The organism is Allobosea sp. ASV33 (assembly GCF_016428755.1).
Lineage (GTDB): Bacteria > Pseudomonadota > Alphaproteobacteria > Rhizobiales > Beijerinckiaceae > Allobosea.
This window is the reverse complement of the sequence record NZ_JAELTI010000091.1, coordinates 1-23992: the sequence shown is the minus strand read 5'-3', so window position 1 is coordinate 23992 and position 23992 is coordinate 1. Positions and strand designations below refer to the sequence as shown.

At 67.0% G+C, this 23992-nt stretch carries 23 protein-coding genes; 15 read left to right on the top strand and 8 right to left on the bottom strand.

Annotation, left to right across the window (positions count from 1 at the left end):
- On the bottom strand, positions 1 to 339 hold a 339-nt coding region (locus JHD80_RS21485; protein ID WP_282568424.1), incomplete at its 3' end, for a M17 family peptidase N-terminal domain-containing protein.
- A 154-nt stretch (positions 340 to 493) separates the two neighbouring features.
- On the opposite strand from JHD80_RS21485, the gene lptF reads away from it, so the two are divergent.
- The 5 genes from lptF to rsmA are packed head-to-tail and all read left to right on the top strand — an operon-like array spanning position 494 to position 7302.
- Positions 494 to 1687, top strand: coding sequence for an LPS export ABC transporter permease LptF (gene lptF / locus JHD80_RS21480; protein ID WP_199091633.1), 1194 nt, complete (start codon positions 494 to 496; stop codon positions 1685 to 1687).
- Positions 1687 to 2778, top strand: a complete 1092-nt coding sequence (lptG, locus tag JHD80_RS21475) for an LPS export ABC transporter permease LptG (protein ID WP_199091631.1) — start codon at positions 1687 to 1689, stop codon at positions 2776 to 2778. Before lptF ends, lptG begins: the two co-directional genes overlap by 1 nt.
- Positions 2779 to 2827: 49 nt before the next feature.
- Positions 2828 to 5377, top strand: coding sequence for an LPS-assembly protein LptD (locus tag JHD80_RS21470; RefSeq protein WP_349237319.1), 2550 nt, complete (start codon positions 2828 to 2830; stop codon positions 5375 to 5377).
- A 57-nt stretch (positions 5378 to 5434) separates the two neighbouring features.
- Positions 5435 to 6457 carry a 4-hydroxythreonine-4-phosphate dehydrogenase PdxA gene (gene pdxA, locus JHD80_RS21465; RefSeq protein WP_199091627.1) on the top strand — a complete coding sequence of 341 codons (1023 nt, stop codon included), beginning with the start codon at positions 5435 to 5437 and terminating at the stop codon, positions 6455 to 6457.
- Positions 6454 to 7302 (top strand): 16S rRNA (adenine(1518)-N(6)/adenine(1519)-N(6))-dimethyltransferase RsmA, encoded by an 849-nt coding sequence (rsmA, locus tag JHD80_RS21460; protein ID WP_199091626.1) that lies wholly within the window; start codon positions 6454 to 6456, stop codon positions 7300 to 7302. The genes pdxA and rsmA overlap by 4 nt, the downstream gene beginning before the upstream one ends.
- Here rsmA and gmk read toward each other — a convergent pair whose 3' ends face one another.
- The 7 genes from gmk to fabD form a co-directional block, all read right to left on the bottom strand.
- Positions 7303 to 7950 (bottom strand): guanylate kinase, encoded by a 648-nt coding sequence (gene gmk / locus JHD80_RS21455; RefSeq protein ID WP_199091624.1) that lies wholly within the window; start codon positions 7948 to 7950, stop codon positions 7303 to 7305.
- 5 nt (positions 7951 to 7955) lie between these two features.
- Positions 7956 to 8837 carry a YicC/YloC family endoribonuclease gene (locus JHD80_RS21450; protein WP_199091622.1) on the bottom strand — a complete coding sequence of 294 codons (882 nt, stop codon included), beginning with the start codon at positions 8835 to 8837 and terminating at the stop codon, positions 7956 to 7958.
- 254 nt (positions 8838 to 9091) lie between these two features.
- Positions 9092 to 10444 (bottom strand): endolytic transglycosylase MltG, encoded by a 1353-nt coding sequence (gene mltG / locus JHD80_RS21445; RefSeq protein WP_349237318.1) that lies wholly within the window; start codon positions 10442 to 10444, stop codon positions 9092 to 9094.
- Positions 10445 to 10652: 208 nt separating this feature from the next.
- Positions 10653 to 11924: a beta-ketoacyl-ACP synthase II gene (fabF, locus tag JHD80_RS21440; RefSeq protein WP_199091637.1), complete on the bottom strand. Its 1272-nt coding sequence runs from the start codon at positions 11922 to 11924 to the stop codon at positions 10653 to 10655.
- 54 nt (positions 11925 to 11978) lie between these two features.
- Complete coding sequence (locus tag JHD80_RS21435; RefSeq protein ID WP_047578895.1) at positions 11979 to 12215, bottom strand: acyl carrier protein; 237 nt, start codon at positions 12213 to 12215, stop codon at positions 11979 to 11981.
- A gap of 262 nt (positions 12216 to 12477) precedes the next feature.
- Entirely contained in the window at positions 12478 to 13215 is a 738-nt protein-coding gene (gene fabG / locus JHD80_RS21430; protein WP_199091619.1) for a 3-oxoacyl-[acyl-carrier-protein] reductase, read from the bottom strand.
- Positions 13216 to 13271: 56 nt separating this feature from the next.
- Entirely contained in the window at positions 13272 to 14216 is a 945-nt protein-coding gene (gene fabD / locus JHD80_RS21425; protein ID WP_199091617.1) for an ACP S-malonyltransferase, read from the bottom strand.
- Between the two features lie 343 nt (positions 14217 to 14559).
- Here fabD and rpsF point away from each other — a divergent pair, with 343 nt between their 5' ends.
- From rpsF to JHD80_RS21375, 10 genes are all read left to right on the top strand, one after another.
- The gene (rpsF, locus tag JHD80_RS21420) at positions 14560 to 14991 is read left to right on the top strand and encodes a 30S ribosomal protein S6 (protein WP_199091615.1); all 432 of its coding nucleotides are present in this window, start codon (positions 14560 to 14562) and stop codon (positions 14989 to 14991) included.
- 2 nt (positions 14992 to 14993) lie between these two features.
- Positions 14994 to 15239, top strand: coding sequence for a 30S ribosomal protein S18 (gene rpsR / locus JHD80_RS21415; RefSeq protein ID WP_038367644.1), 246 nt, complete (start codon positions 14994 to 14996; stop codon positions 15237 to 15239).
- Positions 15240 to 15420: 181 nt separating this feature from the next.
- A complete protein-coding gene (locus tag JHD80_RS21410) occupies positions 15421 to 16368 on the top strand; it encodes a DUF2232 domain-containing protein (protein WP_199091613.1) in 948 nt (315 codons plus the stop codon).
- Positions 16369 to 16404: 36 nt separating this feature from the next.
- Positions 16405 to 16971 (top strand): 50S ribosomal protein L9, encoded by a 567-nt coding sequence (gene rplI, locus JHD80_RS21405; RefSeq protein WP_199091611.1) that lies wholly within the window; start codon positions 16405 to 16407, stop codon positions 16969 to 16971.
- Between the two features lie 221 nt (positions 16972 to 17192).
- The gene (locus JHD80_RS21400) at positions 17193 to 18680 is read left to right on the top strand and encodes a replicative DNA helicase (RefSeq protein ID WP_199091609.1); all 1488 of its coding nucleotides are present in this window, start codon (positions 17193 to 17195) and stop codon (positions 18678 to 18680) included.
- Positions 18677 to 19807: an alanine racemase gene (gene alr, locus JHD80_RS21395; protein ID WP_248311706.1), complete on the top strand. Its 1131-nt coding sequence runs from the start codon at positions 18677 to 18679 to the stop codon at positions 19805 to 19807. Before JHD80_RS21400 ends, alr begins: the two co-directional genes overlap by 4 nt.
- A gap of 177 nt (positions 19808 to 19984) precedes the next feature.
- Entirely contained in the window at positions 19985 to 21385 is a 1401-nt protein-coding gene (gene radA, locus JHD80_RS21390; RefSeq protein WP_199091607.1) for a DNA repair protein RadA, read from the top strand.
- A gap of 107 nt (positions 21386 to 21492) precedes the next feature.
- Positions 21493 to 22110: a CvpA family protein gene (locus JHD80_RS21385; RefSeq protein WP_199091605.1), complete on the top strand. Its 618-nt coding sequence runs from the start codon at positions 21493 to 21495 to the stop codon at positions 22108 to 22110.
- 46 nt (positions 22111 to 22156) lie between these two features.
- Positions 22157 to 23629 carry an amidophosphoribosyltransferase gene (gene purF, locus JHD80_RS21380; RefSeq protein WP_199091604.1) on the top strand — a complete coding sequence of 491 codons (1473 nt, stop codon included), beginning with the start codon at positions 22157 to 22159 and terminating at the stop codon, positions 23627 to 23629.
- A 168-nt stretch (positions 23630 to 23797) separates the two neighbouring features.
- Positions 23798 to 23992 (top strand): SDR family NAD(P)-dependent oxidoreductase (locus tag JHD80_RS21375; protein WP_199091602.1); only part of this gene is annotated, 195 nt, incomplete at its 3' end.

Genomic DNA, 23992 nt, shown 5'->3' with positions numbered 1-23992 from the left:
GAGAATGAGCTCGGCGCTGCGGCCGGTGCCGAGCCGACCGGCGATGGCCCCGCCCAGCTTGACGAAATCGAGCTTGGCGCGCTCGTCCTCGGGCCCGACGCCGACGACGATCAGGCGCTCGTAGGACGTGCCTTCCGGCGACGGCAGCGTCAGCCCGACCAGCGCCTTGCCCTTGAAGCGCTCGGCGGCGGCGGCACGGGTCAGGAGCGACTGCGCGCCCTCGCCCGCCCACTCCCTGACGGCTTCGGGCAGGGCAAGCTTGTCCGAAACAAGGATCACGAGGTCCTGCCCCTCGACGGCATCCAGGGCTTTGATCTCGAGCTTCAGGCGCTGCGACATGATCCGCTCACAATCTTGCGAAAATGACAGGGGAAGGACAATTCACGGCAGACGGCAAACGATTCCCGTTTGCGCCCTCGCCGCGCCTATACCATAGGGTGTGTCCGACGAACCACCTCGGAGGGCACCCGCTCTCCAGCTCCGGAACCGACGCGTGCTTCTCAACCGCCTCGATCGCTACATCCTGAAGATCGCGGCGGTGGCGGCGATCGTGCTGCTGCTCGGCCTGACCGGCGTGATCTGGGTCACGCAGGCGCTGCGCGAGGTCGATCTCATCACCGGCAAGGGCCAGACGGTCCTGATCTTCCTGACCGTGACGCTGCTCTCGCTGCCGGCCCTGATCGCCGGCATCGCGCCGGTCGCGCTGTTCATGTCGACACTCTACACGCTGAACAAGCTCAACGGCGATTCCGAGCTGATCGTGATGAACGCCGCCGGCGTCGCGCCGCAGCGCATCACGCGGCCCTTCATCGTGCTGACGGTCGCGGCCTCGCTGGTCGTCGCCTGGATGACGATCTCGGTGATGCCGGCGAGCTTCCGCATGCTGCGCGACCTGATCACGCTGATCCGCGCCGATTTCGTCGCCAACGTCGTCAAGGAAGGCCAGTTCGTCTCGCTCGATTCCGGCGTGACCTTCCACTATCGCGAGAAGGCGGGCGACTCGCTGGTCGGCATCTTCATGCAGGATCGCCGTGACCCGGCGCAGCCCTCGATCTATCTCGCCGAGCGCGGCCGGACGGTCGAGGCCGAGGGCCAGAGCTTCCTCATGCTGGAAAAGGGCACGATCCAGCGCGAGACGAAGAACACAAATACGACCTCGATCATCTCCTTCGAGCGCTATGCGCTGAACCTCTCGGCGCTGACCGGCGATTCCAGCGGCGGCCCCGGCGAGGGCGACGGCGACAAGGTGATCTACAAGCCGCGCGAGCGCTCGACCTGGGAGCTCCTCCGGCAGGATCCGAACGAGGCATATTACAAGATCCAGGAAGGCCGCTTCCGGGCGGAGCTGCACAACCGGCTCTCCTCCCCGCTCTATCCCTTCGCCTTCATGCTGATCGCCTTCGCCGCCATCGGCGAAGCCCGCACGACCCGCCAGGGACGGGCCCTGGCGATCCAGTCGGCGATCATGATCGTGGGCGCGACGCGCATCGCGGCCTATGCGGCCTGGACGGCGAGCGTGCGTTCGCCCTTCGCTGCCGCCCTGCTCTATATCCTGCCGATCGCGGCCATCATCCTGGCCACGAGCCTCATCTTCTACGGTGCGCGAATCCAGCCTGTCCTGGCCCGCATCACCGGCCCCCTCATCATACCGCTGGTCAACCTGGCGGCCCGTTTCCGGCGCGCCTGATGCTGCTGTTCTCGACCTTCGGGCGCTATCTGACGAAGCGCTTCGCCCGCGCCATCGTCGGGGTGTTCAGCACCTTCTTCTTCCTGATCGGCACGCTCGATTTCGTCGAGCTGATGCGCCGCGCCGGCGATTCCCCGATCGCGACGACGCCGCGCATCGTGCAGCTCGCGCTGTTCCGGGCGCCGGCCGTGGCCGAGCAGATCTTTCCCTTCGCCGCCCTGTTCGGCGGCATGTTCGCGCTTCTCACGCTGAGCCGGAAGCTGGAGCTCGTCGTCGCCCGTTCCGTCGGCGTCTCCGCCTGGCAGTTCCTGCAGCCGGCCGCGGCCGTGGCAGGCATCCTCGGGCTGGTCTCGATCATGATCTACAATCCCGTGGCGGCGGAGCTGAAGCGCAAGGCCACGGCGCTGGAGACACGCCTGTTCGTGCGCTCCGGCGGCAAATCCGGCCTGTCCCAGGAAATCTGGCTGAGACAGCGCAGCGTCGACGGACAGGCGATCATCCGCGCCGCCGGCGCCCTGCCCGACGAGGACGGCCTGTCCCAGGTCGCCTTCTTCATCTTCAATCCGAACGGCAGCTTCAAGGAACGAATCGACGCCAGGCAGGCCCTGCTGCGCCCCGGGCATTGGGAACTCAGCGACGCGCGCACCACCTCCGCCACGGAAGAGCCACAGAGCTATAAGAGCTACGTGCTCGCAACGACGCTGGAGCCCGAACAGATGCGCCAGAGCTTCACCCCACCCGATGCGGTGGGCTTCTGGTCCATGCCCACGGTCATCGACCGGACGGAGCGCGCCGGGCTCGACACGACGCCTTATAAGCTGCGTTATCAATCGCTTATGGCACGCCCGCTGCTGCTCATCGCGATGGTGCTGGTGGCAGCATCCGTTTCCTTAAGATTTTTCAGGTTTGGTGGCGTGACCAAACTGGTGGTGGGTGGCGTCGCGGCCGGCTTCGTGCTCTATGTGGCGACACAACTGTCGGAGGAACTCGGATCGTCGGGAATCGTCAATCCGGTCGTCGCGGCGTGGTTGCCTGCAGCATTGGGGGCAATGCTGGGAGCACTCGCCCTCCTCCATCAGGAAGATGGGTGAAACGTACTGTGCCTATGGTTAATTTCGAGTTTACGAGATGGGTCCAGGAGTGAACCGGTTAGCGCGCTTTGCTGCGGCGACGGCTCTCGCCTCCAGCCTGGCTTATCTGTTGGCCGGGCCGGCCTATGCCCAGAATCGGGCGGCCGGCACACCTGCCAAGCCCGCGGCTGCGGCGCCTGCGAAACCGCAGGACCGCATGGTCGTCGACGCGCGCGAACTCGTCTACGATAACGACAAGAAGACGGTCGCGGCCGTCGGCGACGTCCAGATTCTGTATCAGGGCCGCACGATCGAGGCCGATCGCGTCATTTACGATCAGGCCAACAAGCGCGTCACCGCCATCGGCAACGCCCGGATCATCGAATCCAACGGCACGGTTATCACCGGCGACAAGTTCAACCTGACCGATGATTTCCGCGACGGCTTCATGGACTCGCTGCGCGTCGTGAACCCGGACAAGACCCGCTTCTCGGCGCCCCGCGCCGAGCGGACGGATGGCGAGACCTTCGTCTTCGAAAAGGGCATCTACACCGCCTGCGAACCCTGCAAGGACAATCCCGAGCGACCGCCGCTCTGGCAGGTCCGCTCCGCGCGGATCATCCACAAGAAGTCCGAGCAGACGATCTATTACGAGGATGCGCGCGTCGAGTTCGCCGGCATCCCGATGGCTTATATCCCGTATATGTCGGGCCCGGATTCGACGGTGAAGCGCAAGTCCGGCTTCCTGTCGCCGCGCTTCATCAACACTTCGGCGCTCGGCTACGGCGTCGGCCTGCCCTATTTCCTCAACCTGGCGCCGAATTACGACCTGACGCTGACGCCGACCTATTTCAGCCGCCAGGGTTTCCTGGGGCAAGTGGAATGGCGCCATCGCCTGATGACCGGATCCTATGCGATCCGGGCCTCCGGCATCTTCCAGCAGGACAAGAACGCCTATCTGCCGAGCCCGCTCGGTCCGCGCGACAACGAGTTCCGCGGCTCCGTCGAAACCAACGGCAAGTTCTTCATCAACCCGCGCTGGTCGGTCGGCTGGAACGCAGCGATGTCGACGGATCGCTGGTTCTACAAGAACTACCGCATCCGCAACGAGAGCCTCAGCTCGACCACTTATCTGCAGGAATCGATCTCGACGGCCTATCTGAACGGCCAGAGCGAGAGCGCCTGGTTCGACCTGCGCGGCTATTATTTCCAGCCCCTGAACTATCAGGACTGGCAGAAGCAGCAGCCCGTCGTCCTGCCGGTGCTCGACTACGACAAGCGCGTCCATAAGCCGTCCTTCCTCGGCGGCGAACTCTCCTTCACCGCCAACGTCACGAGCCTGACGCGCGACACCGCCGCCTTTAGCGAGCTGCCGCAGCAGAAGAGCTACCTGATCACGACGCCGAGCTATTCGCTCTATGATGGCTGCGCCATCTACGACAAGAACCACTGCTTGGTTCGCGGGCTTGCCGGCAATGTCTCGCGCGCCACGGCCCAGGTCTCGTGGCGGCGCAACTTCATCGACCCGCTCGGGCAGATGTGGACTCCCTATGCCTCGGTGCGCGCCGATGTCTTCTCGGTCAACCCGAATACCAGCGGCGTGATCAACTCGCGGGTCGCGACCATCGCCGACACGTCGGACGAGGTGTTCGGCCGGGTGATGCCGGCGATCGGGCTGATGTATCGCTACCCGTTCGTCGCCAAGACCGGCTGGGGCACCCATATCATCGAGCCGGTGGCGCAGATCGTCGCGCGCCCGAACGAGACGAACAGCCTGCGCGTGGCCAACGAGGACGCGCAGAGCCTCGTCTTCGACGCCAACAACCTGTTCGAGTGGAGCAGCAAGTTCTCCGGCTTCGATCGCGTCGAAGGCGGTGTCCGCGCCAATGTCGGCGCGCTCTATACCGGGCGCTTCGGCCAGGAAGCATTCGCCAACCTGTTGCTTGGTCAATCCTACCAGCTCGCCGGGCGCAATTCCTACGCCAGCGGAGACCTGCTCAATACGGGCCTGAATTCCGGCCTCGAAACCCGCAACTCCGACTATGTCGCCCGCGCCCAGATCTCGCCCTTCAAGGGCTTCTTCCTGACCGGCGCGACGCGCCTCAATGCGACGACCTTCGAGGCCCAGCGGATCGACGCCGCCGCAACCTATTCCAACAGCATCATCTCGGCTTCGGTCGGCTATGGCCGCTACGAGCCGCAACCCGATCTCGGGCTCTCCCGCCGGCGCGAGGGTCTTTCGCTCAACGGATCGCTCAAGGTCGCCGAGAACTGGCGCCTGCGCGCCGGCGTGCTGTTCGATCTCGACAAGTACAAATACGATCGCGAGCTCTATCGGACCGCGTACGCAGCCTATCTTGCGGCGCCTGCGGTGTCCGCGATGCCGGTCTATCCGAATACCGGGCCGTTCCAGTCCGCTTCGACCTCGTTCGGAATCAACTACACCGACGAATGCACGGTCTTCGACGTCAGCTATTCGCAGAGCTATGCGGACCGCCAGGCCGGATCGACGAAGGATACGCGCACGGTCATGTTCCGGCTCGAGCTGCGCACGCTGGGCGAGATCAGCTACTCGCAGAATATCAGCTCGGGCTCGAGCGACGGCGTCAGCTCCAACTAGCCGCCAACGCAGCCCGCCGCGGCGGGTTGCTTCCTCCTTCGGAGCGCGGAGTTTGTCTTGCCGGCCAAGCCGCTCGCATTGACACAGGGCGATCCGGCCGGAATCGGGCCGGAATTGACGCTGCGCGCCTGGCTGGAACGCCGCGAGCGCGCTCTTCCCGCCTTCGCCTGGATCGGCGATCCCGATCACCTTTCCGCCATTGCCGGCCGCCTTGGCTGGACGGTGCCCCTGCGCACCTGCGGCTGGAACGCAGCCTGCGCCGTCTTCGCCGATGCGCTGCCTGTCATTCCGCTCGAAGCCGGATCCGGCGCCGCCATTCCGGGCAAGCCCGATCCTGCGACGGCGGCGGGCACGATCAAGTCCATCGACCGCGCGGTCGAAGCCGTCCGCAGCGGCATGGCTGCGGTCGTCGTCACCAATCCGATCGCGAAATCCGTGCTTTACGGCGCCGGCTTCAAGCATCCCGGCCATACCGAATATCTCGCTCATCTGGCCGCCCAAGGCGGCGTCGAGCCCCGGCCGGTCATGATGATCTGGAGCGACGAGCTCGCCGTGGTCCCCGTCACGATCCACGAACCGCTGCGGCGCGTGCCGGACCTGCTGACCACGGAGTTGATCGTCGAGACGGGCCGCATCGTCGCGGCCGGGCTGCGCAGCTGCTTCGGCATCGCCCAGCCTCGGCTGGCGATCAGCGGGCTCAACCCGCATGCCGGGGAGAACGGCACGATGGGCCAGGAAGATGCCACCGTCGTCGCGCCGGCCGTCGCCCAATTGCAGGCCGCGGGCATCGACGCGCGCGGCCCCTATCCCGCCGACACGATGTTCCATGCCCGGGCGCGCGCCGGCTATGATGCCGCGCTGGCGATGTATCACGACCAGGCCCTGATCCCGATCAAGACGATCGCCTTCGATGAGGGCGTCAACGTCACGCTCGGCCTGCCTTTCATCCGCACCTCGCCGGACCATGGCACGGCCTTCGACATTGCCGGGAAAGGCATCGCGCGGCCGGACAGCCTGTGCGCTGCCCTGAAGCTCGCCGCCCGGATGGCCCAACACGCGCCTGCGGATGCTGCGGCATGAGCCAGATCGACGACCTGCCACCGCTGCGCGACGTGGTGGAACGCCATGGGCTGATGGCGCAGAAGGCGCTCGGGCAGAACTTCCTGTTCGACCTCAACCTGACCAGCCGGATCGCGCGCTCGGCCGGGCCTCTCGAAGGCCAGACGGTGGTCGAGATCGGCCCCGGCCCCGGCGGGTTGACGCGGGCGCTGCTGGCCAACGGCGCCGGGCGCGTCATCGCGATCGAGCGAGACCGGCGCTGCCTGCCGGCACTGGCCGAGATTGCGGCGCATTATCCAGGCCGGCTGGAGGTCATCGACGGCGATGCGCTCGCGGTCGACCTGACGCCCCATCTTGGCGGCAGCCGGGCGCGGATCGTCGCCAACCTGCCCTATAATATCGGGACGCCGCTGCTGGTCGGCTGGCTCAGTCTCGAACCCTGGCCGTCATGGTGGGATTCGCTGACCTTGATGTTTCAGCGCGAGGTAGCCGAGCGCATCGTCGCGACGCCGGATGAGCGGGCCGATTACGGCCGCCTCGCCGTGCTCTCGAACTGGCGCTGCGAAACGAAGATCCTGTTCGACGTGCCGCGCAGCGCCTTCGTGCCGCCGCCGAAGATCACCTCGTCGATCGTCCAACTGATCCCGCGCGCAGAGCCGCAGCCCTGCGACCGGCGCCTGCTGGAGCGGGTGACGCTCGCCGCCTTCGGCCAGCGCCGCAAGATGTTGCGGCAGAGCCTGAAGGCCGTTCTGCCGGACCCGGCCCCGCTCATCGCGGCGGCGGGCCTGGCCGAGACCGCGCGCGCCGAGGAGATCCCGGTCTCCGGTTTCGTCGGGCTGGCGAACGCGCTGGCCGGGCAGCGCTGATCAGGGCAGCTGTTCGGCCAGGAGCTGGTCGACGAAATCGTTGAGGCCCACGGCACGGCTGCGCTTCAGGCGCTCGGCCGTCAGGATCGCCTTGATCTGCTCGTAGGCCGTTTGCAGATCGTGGTTGACGATGACGTAGTCGTACTGACTCCAGCGCGCGATCTCGTCGCGGGCATTGGCGAGGCGCTTGACGATGACATCCTCCGCATCCTCGGCGCGGCGGATCAGGCGCGAGCGCAGCTCCGCCATCGAGGGCGGCAGGATGAAGATGGTGACGACGTCGGCGCGCGCCTTCTTGACGATCTGCTGGGTGCCCTGCCAGTCGATATCGAAGAGCACGTCGCGCCCGGCCGCAAGCGAAGCCTCGACCTCCTTGCGCGGCGTGCCATAGCCGTTGCCGTGAACTTCGGCCCATTCCAGCAGGTCATTATGCTGGCGCATGGTGTCGAAGGTCGTCCGGTCGATGAAGCGGTAATGCACGCCCTCGATCTCGGAGGGGCGCTTTGCGCGGGTCGTCACCGAGATCGAGAGGTCGAGATTGTTCTCGCTCTTGAGGTTGCGCGTCAGCGTCGTCTTGCCCGCGCCGGAGGGCGAGGACAGGATCAGCATGAGGCCCCGGCGGGCCGGGTGAAGGGTCTCGGCAGCCATCCGGCTCACTCCACGTTCTGGACCTGCTCGCGCATCTGGTCGACGACCGTGCGCAGCTCCAGCCCGATGCGGGACAGGCCGGGATCATTGGCCTTGGCGCAGAGCGTCGAAGCCTCGCGGCCGAATTCCTGCGAGAGGAAGTCGAGTTTGCGGCCGATCGGCCCGCCCTTCGCGAGAAGCTCGCGCAAGGCCGCGACATGGGCCTGCAGGCGGTCGATCTCCTCGCGGATATCGGCGCGGACGGCGATCAGCGCCGCCTCCTGGTGAAGGCGCTGCGGATCGAAGCCGTTATTGGCCCCCAGAAGCGCCTCGACCTGCGCCGCGATCCGGGCGCGGATCGCCTCGCTGCTGCGGGCGGGATGATGCTCCGCCTCGCCGGCGAGCCGGGCGATGGTTTCGAGATGACCGAGAACGATGGTTTCGAGCGCGCGGCCTTCGGCGGCGCGCGCTTCCTTCAAGGCATCGGTGACGGCGTCGAGACCCGCAAGAGCCGGCGCCTCGACCGCGCCGAGCACGTCCTGTGCCTCGTCGGCATACTCCACCACACCGCGGATGCCGAGCAGGCCGTCATAGGATGGCGGGTTGATGCCGGCAGCCGGCGGCAGCCTCTCGACGGCCTCGAGCAGCGCAGCCAGGACCGCCTCGTTGACGCGCGGGCGCGGCGGGCCGGCATCGCTGGTGACGGCGAGATTGACGTGGAGCGTCCCGCGCGAGAAAGCGGCGCCCAGCTTCTTGCGGGCGGCCTCGGCGAGAACCTCGAAACCGGGCGGGACACGCACCCGCAGATCGAGCCCGCGCCCGTTGACGCTGCGGATTTCCCAGGCCCAGCCATGGACCCCGGCCGTCCCGGCCGCACGGGCAAAGCCCGTCATGCTTTCGATGGCCATCGCCCCTGCGCCTTCGTTTCGGATTGGGCGGGACCGTAGTGGCGCGCATCCGCGACAGCAAGCGGCCCACCACGGGAAAATGGGGATTGCGAGCCTTCGGGACCGCCGATTTCCGACCAGGACCGTCGTCCCGAACGCAGCGAAGCGCAGATCCGGGATCCATCGTAGAGCGGCGAGCCTTACGATGGATCCCGGATCAGGCCGGGATAACGACGCGGTTCAGGAGAGAAACCAGCAGGCCCCGTGCCTGCAGCTCAGGGCTTGAGCTGCGGCACCTGCTTCGGCGAGTTCAGGTCGAAGCTCTTGTTGAGCAGCGGGTCCCGCGGCGTGCCTTCGGACGCGTCGAACGCGCGAGCCCGGGTACCGGGCACGATGCCGGTCGGCTGAGCGACGGGCATGCCCCCGGTGCCGGCATTGTCGGCAGCGGGCTGGGTCGTTGTCGGGGCCTCGGTGCGGTTGTCGGGGCCGGCCGGGGGCTCGACCTTGTCGACGGAATCCGCCGGCGGCTTGCCGCCCTGCTGCTGGCTGCGGGTCGTCTCGATCTGGCGCCAGCGCCCGACATTGCGGTTGTGCTGGTCCAGCGTCTCGGCGAAGGCATGGCCGCCGCTGCCGTCGGCGACGAAATAGAGGTCCTTGGTCCGCGAGTGGTTGACCACCGCTTCCATGGCGGCGCGGCCGGGATTGGCGATCGGCCCCGGCGGCAGGCCGGTGATCACATAGGTGTTGTAGGGCGTTGCCCGCGTGATCTCGTCGCGTTGGATCGGCCGGCCGAGCGTGCCCTTTCCGCCGGCGATGCCATAGACGATCGTCGGGTCGGATTGCAGCTTCATCTTCTGGTTCAACCGGTTGATGAAGACGCCGGCGACGCGGGGGCGCTCGTCGGCCCGGCCGGTCTCCTTCTCGACGATCGAGGCGAGGATAACGAGTTCCTGCGGCGTCTTGATCGGCAGGTCGGCCGGCTTGCGCGCCCAGATCCGCTCGAGGATCACGGCCTGATCGCGCGCCATGCGGTCGATGATCGCCTTGCGCGAGAAGCCGCGCGGGAAACGATAGGTGTCCGGCAGGATCGAGCCTTCCTTCGGCACCTGCGCGATCTCACCGGTCAGGAGATCGTTGTTGCGCAGGCGCTCGACGATCTGCTCGCTGGTCAGGCCCTCGGGAATGGTGATCGAATGCTCGACCACCTTGCCGCTGGAGATGATGCCGAGGATTTCCTGCGGGCTGACGCGGGCCTTGAACAGGTACTCGCCGGCCTGGAGCTTGTGCCAGTCGCCGCCCATGATCGCCGCGACGCGGAAGCTCAGCGGATGCTCGATCAGACCCTCGCGCTGCAGCAGCTCGGCGATCTCGGTGAGCCCGCTCTCCTTCGGGATGATCAGGACGCGATCGCTGGCCAGCGGCCCCGGCGCCTTGCTTTGGTTCGAAACGACCGCGATGCCCGCGCCGACCACGCCGGCGCCGACGAGCGCGATGGTGAACAACCCGCTCAGCATCGACAGGAAGGGGCTGCGCCGGCGGCGGCGGACCTTGGGCGGCGGCGCCGGGGGCGCTACGGGCTTGAGGGCCTCGCTCGGACTCTTCGGGGCGACGCGGGGCGTATCATTCACGATCAAGACGCTCGCAGCACGGGGTAGATGATTTCGGCACGGTGCAAACTGGACCGTGCCTGCCGGAGTGGGCAATCGGCCGCACCCAACCGGGGCAGCCGCATTAGAGCCGGTTTCCGTGCGACTGTGAACGCGGAATCACGCATTCTGCCGCAACCGGCCCAAACTCTACCCAAGATTATGGCGAAACGGCGCTATTCCCAGCCGCTCACTGATCCGGCCGATAGCGCCGCATCACCAACGAGGCGTTGGTGCCACCGAAGCCGAAGGAATTCGACAGGGCATAGTCGATCTCGCGCTTGCGGGCGACATGCGGCACCAGGTCGATATCGGTCTCGACCGAAGGATTGTCGAGATTGATCGTCGGCGGTGCGACCTGGTCGCGGATCGCTAGCACGGTGAAGATCGCCTCGATCGCACCGGCAGCGCCGAGAAGATGGCCCGTCGCCGATTTGGTCGAGGACATGGACGGGCGCTTGGGCGCATTGGCCAGCAGACGCTCGACGGCGCGCAATTCGATCTCGTCGCCGAGCGGCGTCGAGGTGCCGTGGGCGTTGATGTAATCGAGGTCGGCCGCGGTGATGCCGGCGCGGTCCAGCGCGGCCTGCATGCAGCGATAGGCGCCGTCGCCATCCTCGGAAGGCGAGGTGATGTGATAGGCGTCGCCCGACATGCCGTAGCCGACGACCTCGGCATAGATCTTCGCGCCGCGGGCCAGCGCGTGATCGAGCTCCTCGAGCACGACGACGCCGGCGCCCTCGCCCATCACGAAGCCGTCGCGGTCCTTGTCATAGGGGCGCGAAGCCTTCTCGGGCGTATCGTTGAAACCGGTCGAAAGCGCGCGGCAGGCACAGAAGCCGGCGATGCCGATGCGGTTGATCGCCGATTCGGCTCCGCCCGCAACCATGACCTCGGCATCACCGAGCGCGATCATGCGGGCAGCGTCGCCGACGGCATGCGCGCCGGTCGAACAAGCGGTCACGACGGCATGGTTCGGGCCTTTCAGCCCGTGCTCGATCGAGACGTAGCCCGCCGCCAGATTGCTCAGGCGGCCGGGAATGAAGAAGGGCGAGAGGCGGCGCGGGCCGCGCTCCTTGAGCAGGAGCGAGGCCTCGTAGATGCCACCCAAACCACCGATGCCGGAGCCGATGGCGACGCCGGTGCGGGTCTGGTCCTCGTAGGACTCCGGCTTCCAGCCGGCGTCCTGCAACGCCTGCGTGGCCGCAGCCATGGCAAAGACGATGAAGTCATCGACCTTGCGCTGCTCCTTCGGCTCCATCCAGTCGTCGGGATTGAAGGTCCCGTCGCTGCCGTCACCCCGCGGGATGTTGCAGGCGATCCGCGCCGGCAGGTCGCTGGCGTCGAAACTGGTGATGGGGCCGGCGCCGCTGGCACCGGCCAGGAGTCGCGACCAGGTCGGCTCGACGCCGCATGCAAGCGGCGTCACCATGCCGAGACCGGTCACGACGACACGCCGCATCGGATAACTGCGAGAAGCCATGGCTCTTTCTGCGTCGATCAGCCTGCTGGCTGATCAGGCGCTCTTCGCGGAGAGGAACTTGACGGCATCGCCGACCGTCACGATCGTCTCGGCCGCATCGTCCGGGATCTCGACGCCGAACTCTTCCTCGAAGGCCATCACGAGCTCGACGGTGTCGAGGCTGTCCGCGCCCAGGTCCTCGATGAAGTTGGCGCCGTCGACGACCTTGTCGGCCTCGACGCCGAGGTGCTCGACCACGATCTTCTTCACGCGCTCGGCAACATCGCTCATGGGTCTCTTCCTTAGACTTAGAAACTGAAAACGCATCGCAGGGTGCGACGCGGTGGGGGATCTCATTCCGAGCCGCCGCGCCACCTGACGATGTCCGCGATCCGGAAAGCTCGAAGCCTGCACAAACGCAACAACCGAGGTTTCGTCAAGTCCCCTCGGATCGCCCAGCGGCAGCGCGACGGGGCTAGTTAACACACCCTTTACGAGCTGGCGAGTGCACCGCAACCTTATCAAAACCGATCTAGAATAGGCGCTAACCCACCTAGATCATTGCCATTCCGCCGTTGACGTGCAGGGTCTGCCCGGTCACGTAGCCGGCTTCCGCGCTGGCGAGAAAGGCGACGGCCGCCGCCACATCCTTGCCCTCGCCCAGCCGGCCCATCGGCACGTCGGAGAGGATGCCCTCGCGCTGCTTGTCGTTGAGGGCCTGCGTCATCGGCGACTCGATGAAGCCGGGCGCGACCACGTTGACGGTGATGTTGCGGCTCGCGACCTCGGCGGCGAGGGCCTTCGACATGCCGATCAAGCCGGCCTTCGCGGCGGCATAATTGCCCTGGCCGGGATTGCCCATCGTGCCGACGACAGAGCCGATCGCGACGATTCGACCGTAGCGGCGGCGCATCATCGACTTCACCGCCGCCCGCGACAGGCGGAAGGCGGCCGTCAGGTTGACCGCGAGCACGCTGTCCCAGTCCTCGTCCTTGAGGCGCATGAACAGGTTGTCGCGGGTGATGCCGGCATTGTTGACGAGGATGTCGAGCCCGCCGAGCTTCTCCTCGGCGGTCGGAACCAGCGCCTCGACCGAATCCTTGTCGGAAAGATTGCAGGGCGCGATCACGACACGCTCGCCGAGTTCGGCCGCCAGGGCCTCCAGCGCTTCGGCGCGCGTGCCAGAAATCGCGACGCTGGCGCCCTGCGCATGAAGCGTCCGGGCGATGGCCCCGCCGAGGCCGCCGGTCGCGCCGGTGACCAGGGCCTTGCGGCCGGTCAGATCAAACATGTTCGCTCCCCTTGTTCGGCATCCTGCCGCTGCAGCCCATCCTGGGTTCTGCCTTATTATGCGTTACGGGCTTTCCAGGCCGCGATATCCTCGGCCGTGCCGATCGAGACCGGCGCCGCGCCTGCGACGATACGCTTGACGAGACCGGCCAGCACCTTGCCGCTGCCCGCCTCGACGAAATCGGTGACACCGGCGGCCGCCATCGCCTGCACGCATTCGCGCCAGCGCACGGTGCCGGTGACCTGGGCGACGAGCGAGGCCCGGATCGCGTCCGGATCGCTCAGCGGCGCGGCGCCGACATTGGCGACGACCGGCACGACCGGGGCCTGCATCGCAACCTTTGCCAGAGCCTCGCGCATCGCATCGGCGGCCGGCTGCATCAGAGCGCAATGGAAGGGCGCGGAGACCGGCAGCAGCATGGCGCGCTTCACGCCGCGCTCGCCAGCCAGCGCGATGGCGCGCTCGATCGCGGCCTTGGCGCCGGAGAGCACGACCTGACCGCCGCCATTGTCGTTGGCGGCTTCGCAGACTTCGCCTTGGGCCGCAGCCGCGGCGATCTCACGAGCGAGATCGAGCTCGGCACCCAGAAGCGCCGCCATCGCGCCCTGCCCCGCCGGCACGGCCTTCTGCATGGCGTCGCCGCGGATGCGCAGCAGGCGGGCGGCGTCGCCGATCGAGAAGGTCCCGGCCGCGGCCAGCGCCGAATATTCGCCGAGCGAATGGCCGGCGACGAAAGCGGCGTCGCGTTTCAGGTCGAGCCCGGCTTCGCTCTCAAGCACGCGCACGACCGCGAGGCTGACCGCCATCAGGGCCGGCTGGGCATTGGCCGTCAGGGTCAGTTCCTCGGAAGGGCCTTCCCACATCACGGCGGAGAGCTTCTGCGACAGGGCCGCGTCGACCTCGTCGAAGACCGCCTTCGCGACAGGGAAGTTGTCGGCCAGACTCTTGCCCATGCCGACCGCCTGAGAGCCCTGCCCCGGAAAGATGAACGCTGTGGTCATGCTGTGAACGTCCCGGTCTTCATTATCAGTCATTCGTCTTATATGACGCGGCTGTCACATCGCTTGCGCCGCCAAGTCAAGCGCGGCGCTCGAATTTTCCGCTCCCGGCGCGGTGTTTTCCGGCAGATTCCGGTTGCCATGGCGTGCCGGACACTGTAACGACCGCCTCCTGCTTGTTCGGCCGGAGGCTGAACGGATGGCGCATATCTGCAAGGATCGGCGCAGGCTCGTTTCCCGAACCGTCATCCCGTGTCTCCGCCTTCGATGAAATCCTGTCGGGCCTTATCCAGGGCTCGGAGGGCTCCGCGCCGGGCGAAGCAGGGTGAAACAAGGAAGGCCAAATATGGCATTGTACGAGCATGTGCTGCTCGCGCGGCAGGATGTCAGCGCGCAGCAGGTCGAAACCCTCGTCGAGCAGTTCAAGGGCGTGATCGAAGCGAATGGCGGCGCCATCCGCAAAGTCGAGTACTGGGGCGTCAAGTCCCTGGGCTACCGCATCAAGAAGAACCGCAAGGCTCACTACACGCTGCTGAACATCGAGGCTCCCTCCGCCGCCGTGCTGGAGATGGAGCGCCAGATGCGCATCAACGAGGACATCCTGCGCTTCATGACCGTCAAGGTCGAGGAGCTCGAGGAAGGTCCGTCGGCCATGCTGCAGAAGCGTGACCGCGAAGATCGTCCTGAGCGTGGCGGCGACCGTTTCGAGCGCGGCCCGCGCCGTGACCGCCCGCGTCGTGACGACGAAGCGACCGAAACCGTCGAAGCGGAGGCCTGAGAATGTCGACTGCATCCGCTGGCGCCCGTCGCCCCTTCTTCCGCCGCCGCAAGTCCTGCCCGTTCTCGGGCGAAGGCGCCCCGAAGATCGACTACAAGGACGTGCGTCTGCTCTCGCGCTACATCTCCGAGCGCGGCAAGATCGTTCCGTCCCGCATCACGGCGGTCTCCGCCAAGAAGCAGCGCGAGCTCGCCCAGGCGATCAAGCGCGCACGCTTCCTCGGCCTGCTGCCCTACGTCATCCGCTGATCCGTTCCTTCGGATCCGGCAGACATTAAATTCCGGAGGCGCTTCACGCGCCTCCGGTTCTCGCTTTCAAGATCAACCAGTCGCCCGGCGGTGAAACTCCATCGGGTTCGTTGAGGCCAAGGGCCTCTCACCCTGCCGAGCCCAAAAAGGCTTGTGAGCAGCGGGACAGCAGGACGGATTCATGATTCCGATTGTCGGCATCGGCGCGGGCCTCGTTTCGGCCCTGCTCTTCTCAGTGGTGATCACCGGATCGCCGCTGGCTGCCCTGCTGTATTCGGCCGCTCCTCTCCCGATCTTCATCGCATCGCTGGGCTGGAACCACCGCTCCGGGCTGTTCGCCACGGCAGCCGGTGCGCTCGCCGTCGCGGTTGCGCTCGCCCCGACCGGCGGCATCGCCTTCGCCCTGATCATCGGCCTGCCGGCCTGGTGGATCGCCTATCTCGCCCTGCTGGCCCGCGCCGACGCCCAGGGCCCGGTCGAGTGGTACCCGCTCGGCAACCTGCTGCTCTGGATCGCCGCCACCGCCGCCCTCGCCACCGTCGGCAGCGCACTGGTGATGACCACCGATTACGAGACCTACCGCTCGGTGATCGCGCGCATGATCGAGAACCTGCTGAGCGAGATGGTGCGCGGCAAGCTGATCGCCCTGCCCGCCGACGTCCAGGTCAAGGATCTCGCCCAGAGCCTGGCGCCTGCCGTGCCGCTCGGCATCGGTGCCTCCTTCGTCACCACCATCACCGCCAATCTCTGGCTCGCGGCCCGCACCGTGAAGATGTCGAGCCGCCTGCCGCGGCCCTGGCCCTTCATTCCGTCGACGACGCTGCCCCGGCAGGCGCTGCTGCTGCTGGTCGTGGCCGGTTTCGTCGCGACGATGGGCGGCTTCATCGGCGTCGCCGCCATGGCCTTCGCCGGCGCGCTGCTCGCCGCCTTCATGTTCAGCGGGCTCGCCACGCTGCACGACATCTCGCGCGGCCGCGCCTGGCGGCTGCCGATGCTGATCTCGATCTATGTCGCCCTCATCGTGATGCAGGCGGTGCTGACGCCGCTGCTGGCGATCGCGGGCGTCATCGACACGCTTCTCGGCCTGCGCAAGCACGCCGCGCTGCCGCCTCCGCCTAACCGTTCCTGACAACCTCGTCTCAAAGACAGAACAAGGAGAAGACCCATGGAAGTGATCCTGCTCGAACGCGTCGCCAAGCTCGGCCAGATGGGCGACATCGTGAAGGTGCGCGACGGCTTCGGCCGCAACTACCTGCTCGCCCGCGGCAAGGCGCTGCGCGCCACCGAGGACAACAAGAAGCGCTTCGAGAGCCAGAAGCTCGAGCTCGAGACCCGCAACCTCGAGCTGAAGTCCGAGGCCGATGCCGTCGCCGAGCGCCTGAACGGCCAGAGCGTCACCATCCTGCGCCAGTCGGGCGAGTCCGGCGTGCTCTACGGCTCGGTCTCGACCCGCGACATCGCCGAGGCCCTGACCAAGGACGGCTTCAACGTCTCGCGCGGCCAGGTGACGCTGAACACCCCGATCAAGACGCTCGGCCTGCACACCGTCCCGGTCGTGCTGCATCCGGAAGTCGCGGTCACGATCACCGTCAACGTCGCCCGCTCGGCTGAAGAGGCCCATCGCCAGGCCGCCGGCGAGAACGTCACGGCCCAGGAGAAGTTCGATCTCGACGATCTCGGCCTCGAGGTCGGCGCGGCGCTGGCCGAGGCCGGCGACAACGACGACCGCTGAGCCTTATCGCTCCCGATCCGAGTCAAGGGCGCCGTGGCAACACGGCGCCCTTTTCGTCTGCGCCTGTGAACTGCGTGAATTGACGATCAACATGCTGGCGGAAGCTGTCGGAGTGCTAAACTAGCTTCATCCCGACTCAGTTGCCGCCATGCGTTCCGCTTCCCGCGCGGTCCGAATGCCGGCTTGAACATGTAAGTAAGAGCTTACTTACCAAGGCAGCCATGGCCCCCGTCACCGCCCTCGTCGCCCGCCTCGACAACCGCGAGGCCGAATTCCGCGTCCAGCCTCACAATATCGAGGCGGAGCAGGCATTGCTGGGCGCGATCCTGGTCAATAACGACGCGTTCTACCGCGTCTCCGACTTCCTGCTGCCGGACCATTTCTTCGAGCCGATCCACCAGCGCGTCTACGAACTCGTCTCGAGCATGATCCGGGCCGGCAAGATCGCGACGCCGATCACGCTCAAGACCTTCGTCAACGATCTCGACCTCGGCGACATCACGCCGAGCCAATATCTCGCCCGCCTCGCGGCGGAGGCGACGACCGTCATCAACGCCGCCGATTACGGCCGCACGATCTACGACCTCGCGGTGCGCCGGCAGCTCATCGGCGTCGGCGAGGACCTGGTCAACGTCGCCTATGACGCACCGGTCGAGATGGCGCCGCGCGAGCAGATCGAGGATGCCGAGCGCAAGCTCTACGAGCTTGCCGAAAAGGGCCGCTACGAGGGCGGCTTCCAGAAATTCGACGGGGCGCTGCGCCTCGCCATCGACATGGCGGCCAGCGCCTATCAGCGCGCCGGTGGCCTCTCCGGCATCTCGACCGGCCTGCGCGACGTCGACCAGCGCATGGGCGGCCTGCAGCGCTCCGACCTGCTCGTGCTCGCTGGGCGCCCCGCCATGGGCAAGACTTCGCTCGCCACCAACATCGCCTTCAACATCGCCAAGGCCTGGCGCGGCGAGCGGCAGGAGGACGGCTCAATCAAGTCGGTCGACGGCGGCATCGTCGGCTTCTTCTCGCTCGAAATGTCGGCCGACCAGCTCGCGACCCGTATCGTCGCCGAGCAGTCCAGCATCTCCTCCTACAAGATCAGGCAGGGCCGCATCACCGAGGCCGATTTCGCCCGGCTGACCGATGTCGCCGCCCAGATCGAGAAGCTGCCGCTCTATATCGACCAGACCGGCGGCATCTCGATCGCGCAGTTGATGGCGCGCGCCCGCCGCCTGAAGCGCCAGAAGGGACTCGACGTTCTGTTCATCGACTACCTGCAGCTGCTCTCCGGCTCGTCCAAGAACAGCCAGAACCGCGTGCAGGAATTGACCGAGATCACGACCAGCCTGAAGGCGCTGGCCAAGGAGCTCAACGTCCCGATCATCGCGCTCTCGCAGCTCTCGCGTCAGGTCGAGAATCGCGACGACAAGCGCCCGCAGCTCTCGGACCTGCGCGAATCCGGCTCGATCGAGCAGGACGCCGACGTGGTGATGTTCGTCTATCGCGAGGAGTATTACCTCAAGGGCAAGGAGCCCCGGCCGGGCACCGAAGAGCACAACAAGTGGCAGATCGAGATGGAGGCCATGCACGGCGTCGCCGAATTGATCATCGGCAAGCAGCGCCACGGCCCGACCGGCGCGGTGGCCTTGCAGTTCGACGCGGATGTGACACGCTTCTCCGACCGCGCCGATGAGATGCGCCTGCCGGACCGTGAATGATGCCTGCCGACCTGCCTGATTCCGCCGCCTTCGGCGCGACGCTCACCATCGATCTCGACGCGCTGGTCTCGAACTGGCGCCTGCTCGGCAAGCGCGCCGGGACCGAGGCCGGCGCGGTGGTCAAGGCCGACGCCTACGGCATCGGCATCGAGCCAGCCGTGACGGCACTGGCCAAGGCCGGCTGCAAGAGCTTCTTCGTGGCGCATGTCTCCGAGGCCATCCGCGCCCGCAAGGTCGCGCCGGATGCCACGGTCTATGTGCTGAACGGCTTGCTGCCCGGCGCCGCCGAGACTTTTGCGGCGCATGGCCTGTCGCCCGTGCTGGGCTCGCATGAGGAATTGCTGGAATGGGCCTCGTTCCGGCAGACAGGCGCGCAGGTCCGGCCGGCGGCTTTGCATGTCGACACGGCGATGAACCGGCTCGGCCTCTGGCAGGGCGAGGGTCTCAACCTCGCCCGCGAGCGCTCCGGCGTGATTGCGGCGGCGGGGATCGGGCTGTTGATGAGCCATTTCGCCTCCTCCGAAGTCGAGACCGATCCGGCCAATGCCCGCCAGATCGCCGCCTTCGCCGAGATCTCGGCCGCCCTGCCGGAACTGCCGGCCTCGCTGAAGAATTCGTCGGGCCATTTCCTCAAGGACTGCCCGTCCTACCAGCTCACCCGGCCGGGCTATGCGCTCTATGGCGGCAACCCGACGCCCGGACAGCCGAATCCGATGAAGCCGGTCGTCGGGCTCGAAGCGACGATCATCCAGACCCGCGAGGTCGAGGACGGCACGCAGGTCGGCTATAACGGGCGCTGGACCGCCAAGGGCAAGCGCAGGCTCGCCACGATCTGCCTCGGCTATGCCGACGGCTACCCGCGCAACGGCAGTTGGACGGATACGGTCACCGGTGGCTCGGCGCTCGTCGACGGCATCTCATGTCCCTTCGTCGGCTCGGTCTCGATGGACCTGATCATCATCGACGTGACCGATGCTCCCGCCGACGCCGCCAAGCGCGGGGCGAGCGTGACCCTGATCGGCGGGCCGCTCGACCTGGAGACCGTCGGCGGCGGCGCCAAGACGATCGGCTACGAGATCCTGACCAGCCTCGGACGTCGCTATCACCGGCGGTATGTGGGGCTGTGAGCGCGTGACAGCCGCCTCCGTCCTTCCGGGGCATCGCGGAGCGATGAGCCCGGAACCCAGAACCGACGCGGGAACTCGTCCCGGCGCCGCCACTGCTGCCCGTTCTGAAGCCGCATCGGTTCTGGGTCCCGGGCTCGCGCCTGCGGCGCGCCCCGGAATGACGGCGGAGCTGCACTGATGGCCAAGCGCGGGCCGACCTATCATTGCCAAGCCTGCGGCGCGGTCTATCACCGCTGGCAGGGCAAGTGCGACGCCTGCGGGACATGGTCCTCGCTGGTCGAGGAGGCGCAGGCCGCGCCCGTTCCCGGCGGCGGCCGGCCCTCTTCCGGCGGACGGGCGCGCGGACGCGTCTTCGCGCTGGAGACGCTGAAGGGCGAGACGCAGGATGCGCCGCGGATCGCGTCCGGCATCGGCGAACTCGATCGCGTCACCGGCGGCGGCTTCGTGCCGGGCTCGGTCCTGCTGATCGGCGGCGATCCCGGCATCGGCAAGTCGACCTTGCTGATGCAGGCTTGCGCCGCGCTGGCCATGGCCGGACGGCGCGTCGTCTATGTCTCGGGCGAGGAATCGACTGGGCAGGTCCGGCTCCGGGCCGAGCGCATGGGGCTGGCCGAGGCGCCGGTCGATCTCGCAGCCGAGACCAATGTCGAGGATATCGTCGCGACGCTGGGCCAGGGCGAGCGCCCTGCCCTCGTCGTGATCGATTCGATCCAGACGATGTGGTCAGGCGAGGTCGAGAGCGCGCCGGGCACGGTCACGCAGGTGCGCGGCTCGGCCCAGGCGCTGATCCGCTACGCCAAGACATCAGGCGCCTGCATGATCCTCGTCGGCCATGTCACCAAGGACGGGCAGATCGCCGGCCCGCGCGTGGTCGAGCACATGGTCGATGCCGTGCTGTCCTTCGAGGGCGAAGGCGCGCATTCCTTCCGCATCCTGCGCGGCCAGAAGAACCGCTTCGGCGCGACCGACGAGATCGGCGTCTTCGAGATGACCGGCAAGGGCCTGTCGGAGGTCACCAATCCCTCCGCGCTCTTCCTGGCGGGCCGCGACCAGCCGGCGCCGGGCGCAGCCGTCTTCGCCGGCATGGAGGGCACGCGGCCGGTCCTCGTCGAGATCCAGGCGCTGGTCGCTCCGACCGCGCTCGGCACGCCGCGGCGCGCTGTCGTCGGCTGGGAGAACAGCCGGCTCGCGATGGTGCTGGCCGTGCTCGAAACGCATGGGGGCCTCAGGCTCGGCCAGCATGACGTCTATCTCAACGTCGCCGGGGGCCTGCGCGTCAACGAGCCGGCGGCCGATGTCGCGGTCGCCGCCGCGCTGGTCTCCTCGCTGAGCGGGGCGACCTTGCCGCAGGAAGCGGTCTATTTCGGCGAAATCGCCCTGTCCGGCGCGATTCGACCGGTTGCGGTCGCTGCTGCGCGCCTCAGGGAAGCGGCCAAGCTCGGCTTCGAAGCCGCGCTGATGCCGAGCGGCGGGGCCGATCACGGCGACGGCAACGGGCTCACCCTGCGGCGTTTCGGCCATGTCACGGAACTCGTTGCCGATATCGCCGCGCGGGCACCTCGCAGAGATGTGAAATGACTTCGCCGAAAGGGTGACGGAAAGCCCGGGAGCGCGTATAGCAAAGCCGAAACGGCCGCCCTGCATCCGGCCGGTCGGCACCTGACCACAGCAAAGCGGCCCTCCCAATGCCTGTCACCATTCTCGATCTCGTCGTCATCGGCGTGGTTCTGATCTCGGCTTTGCTCGCGGCCGTGCGCGGCTTCACGCGCGAAGTGCTGGCGATTGCCTCCTGGATCGCGGCGGCCGCCGTCGCCTGGCTTTTCCATCCGCAGCTCGTGCCCTTCATCCAGCAATACATTCCGGCAAGCTCGGCGCAGGGCACGATCGCGCTGGTCGCTTCGATCGCGGCCCTGTTCCTGGGCACGCTGATCGTCGTTTCGCTGATCACGGCCCGCATTTCCGATTTCGTGCTGGACTCGCGCATCGGTGCGCTCGACCGCACGCTCGGCTTCGTCTTCGGCGCCGCGCGCGGCCTGCTGCTGGCGGTGATCGGCTACCTGTTCTTCGCTGCGCTCGTCGGCAGCGAGAAGATGCCGGTCTGGGCCAAGGACGCCAAGGCCAAGCCGATGCTGGAGGAAACCGGCCGCTCGCTGATCTCCATGCTGCCTCAGGACGTGAACGCCGATTTCATCAAGAACCTGCTGAAGAAGCAGAAGCCGGAGGACGGCACCGAGGCTCCGGCCGAGGAGCCGCGCAGCCCCGCGACGCCTGCACCGGTTGCACCTGCCCCAGCTCGTCCCTAATTAGCGCGTAGAACGTTAGCTCAAGCCCCGTCGCCTGGAGCCAGACATGATCTCGCAAACCGAGCGTGATGCCGCCTTCGACCCAAATGCCGACCGGCTCCGGGAAGAATGCGGCGTCTTCGGCATCTATGGCCATGCCGACGCCGCGGCGCTGACCGCGCTCGGCCTGCATGCGCTGCAGCATCGCGGCCAGGAGGCGGCGGGTATCGTCTCCTTCGACGGCAAGCGCTTCCATTCGGAGCGTCGCCTCGGCCTCGTTGGCGACGCCTTCTCGGAAGCGAGCGTCATCGACAAGCTCAAGGGCAAGCAGTCGATCGGCCATGTCCGCTACTCGACGACGGGCGAGACTATCCTGCGCAACGTCCAGCCGCTCTTCGCCGAACTGCATGGCGGCGGCTTCGCGGTGGCGCATAACGGCAACCTGACCAATGGGCTTACGCTGCGCCGCAACCTCGTCCGCGACGGCGCGATCTACCAGTCGACCTCCGATACCGAGGTGCTGCTGCATCTCGTCGCCCGCAGCCGCAAGCAGCAATTCGTCGACCGCTTCATCGAGGCGATCCGCCAGATCGAGGGCGCCTATGCCTTCGTCGGCATCACCAACAAGAAGCTGATCGGCGCCCGCGACCCTCTCGGCATCCGCCCGCTCGTGCTCGGCGAGCTCGATGGTGCGCCCATCCTGACCTCGGAAACCTGCGCGCTCGACATCATCGGCGCCAAGTTCGTCCGCGAGATCGAGAACGGCGAAGTCGTGATCATCTCCGAGAACGGGATCGAGAGCCACAAGCCCTTCCCGCCCGTGGCCGAGCGGCCCTGCATCTTCGAATACATCTATTTCGCCCGCCCCGATTCGATCGTGAAGGGCCGCAGCATCTATGAGCGCCGCAAGGCGATGGGCGCCGTGCTGGCGCAGGAAGCGCCGACGGAGGCCGATGTCGTCGTCCCCGTGCCGGATTCCGGCGTGCCGGCGGCGTTGGGCTATGCCCAGGCCAGCGGCATCCCCTTCGAGCTCGGCATCATCCGCAACCACTATGTCGGCCGCACCTTCATCGAGCCGACGCAGAAGGTCCGGGAGCTCGGCGTCAAGCTGAAGCATTCGGCCAACCGTTCGGTGGTCGAGGGCAAGCGCATCATCCTGGTCGACGATTCGATCGTGCGCGGCACGACCTCGTTCAAGATCGTGAAGATGATGCGCGAGGCCGGCGCCAAGGAGGTGCATTTCCGCATCTCCTCCCCGCCGATCACCCATCCCGACTATTACGGCATCGACACGCCCGACCGGGAGAAGCTGCTCGCCGCGACCCATTCGCTGGAGGAGATGCGCCAGTTCGTCGGCGCGGATTCGCTGGCCTTCATCTCGGTGGACGGGCTCTACCGCGCCATGGGCCACGAGCGCCGTGACCCGGCCCGGCCGCAATTCACCGACCATTGCTTCACCGGCGACTACCCGACCTCGCTGACTGACATGGTCGGCGAGAGCGCCAAGCAGCAAATCTCGCTGCTGGCCGAAGCCGGCTGATTCTCAATTCCGCAGCCCTCATCCTGAGGAGCGGCTCTTGAGCCGCGTCTCGAAGGATGATCCAGCCTGCGCGGGAGCCTCCTGGATCATCCTTCGAGACGCTGCTTCGCAGCTCCTCAGGATGAGGGCTGCGGAACCAGCCAAAGAAGAGTGCAGACGGAATCCGCCATGACCAAGCCCCTCCAGGATCGCGTCGCGCTCGTCACCGGCGCCTCGCGCGGCATCGGCCGTGCCGCGGCGCTGGCCTTCGCCGCAGCCGGCGCGCATGTCATTGCGCTCGCTCGCACCGCTGGCGCACTCGAGGAACTCGACGACGAGATCGTCGCGATCGGCGGCACTGCGACACTCGTTCCGCTCGATCTC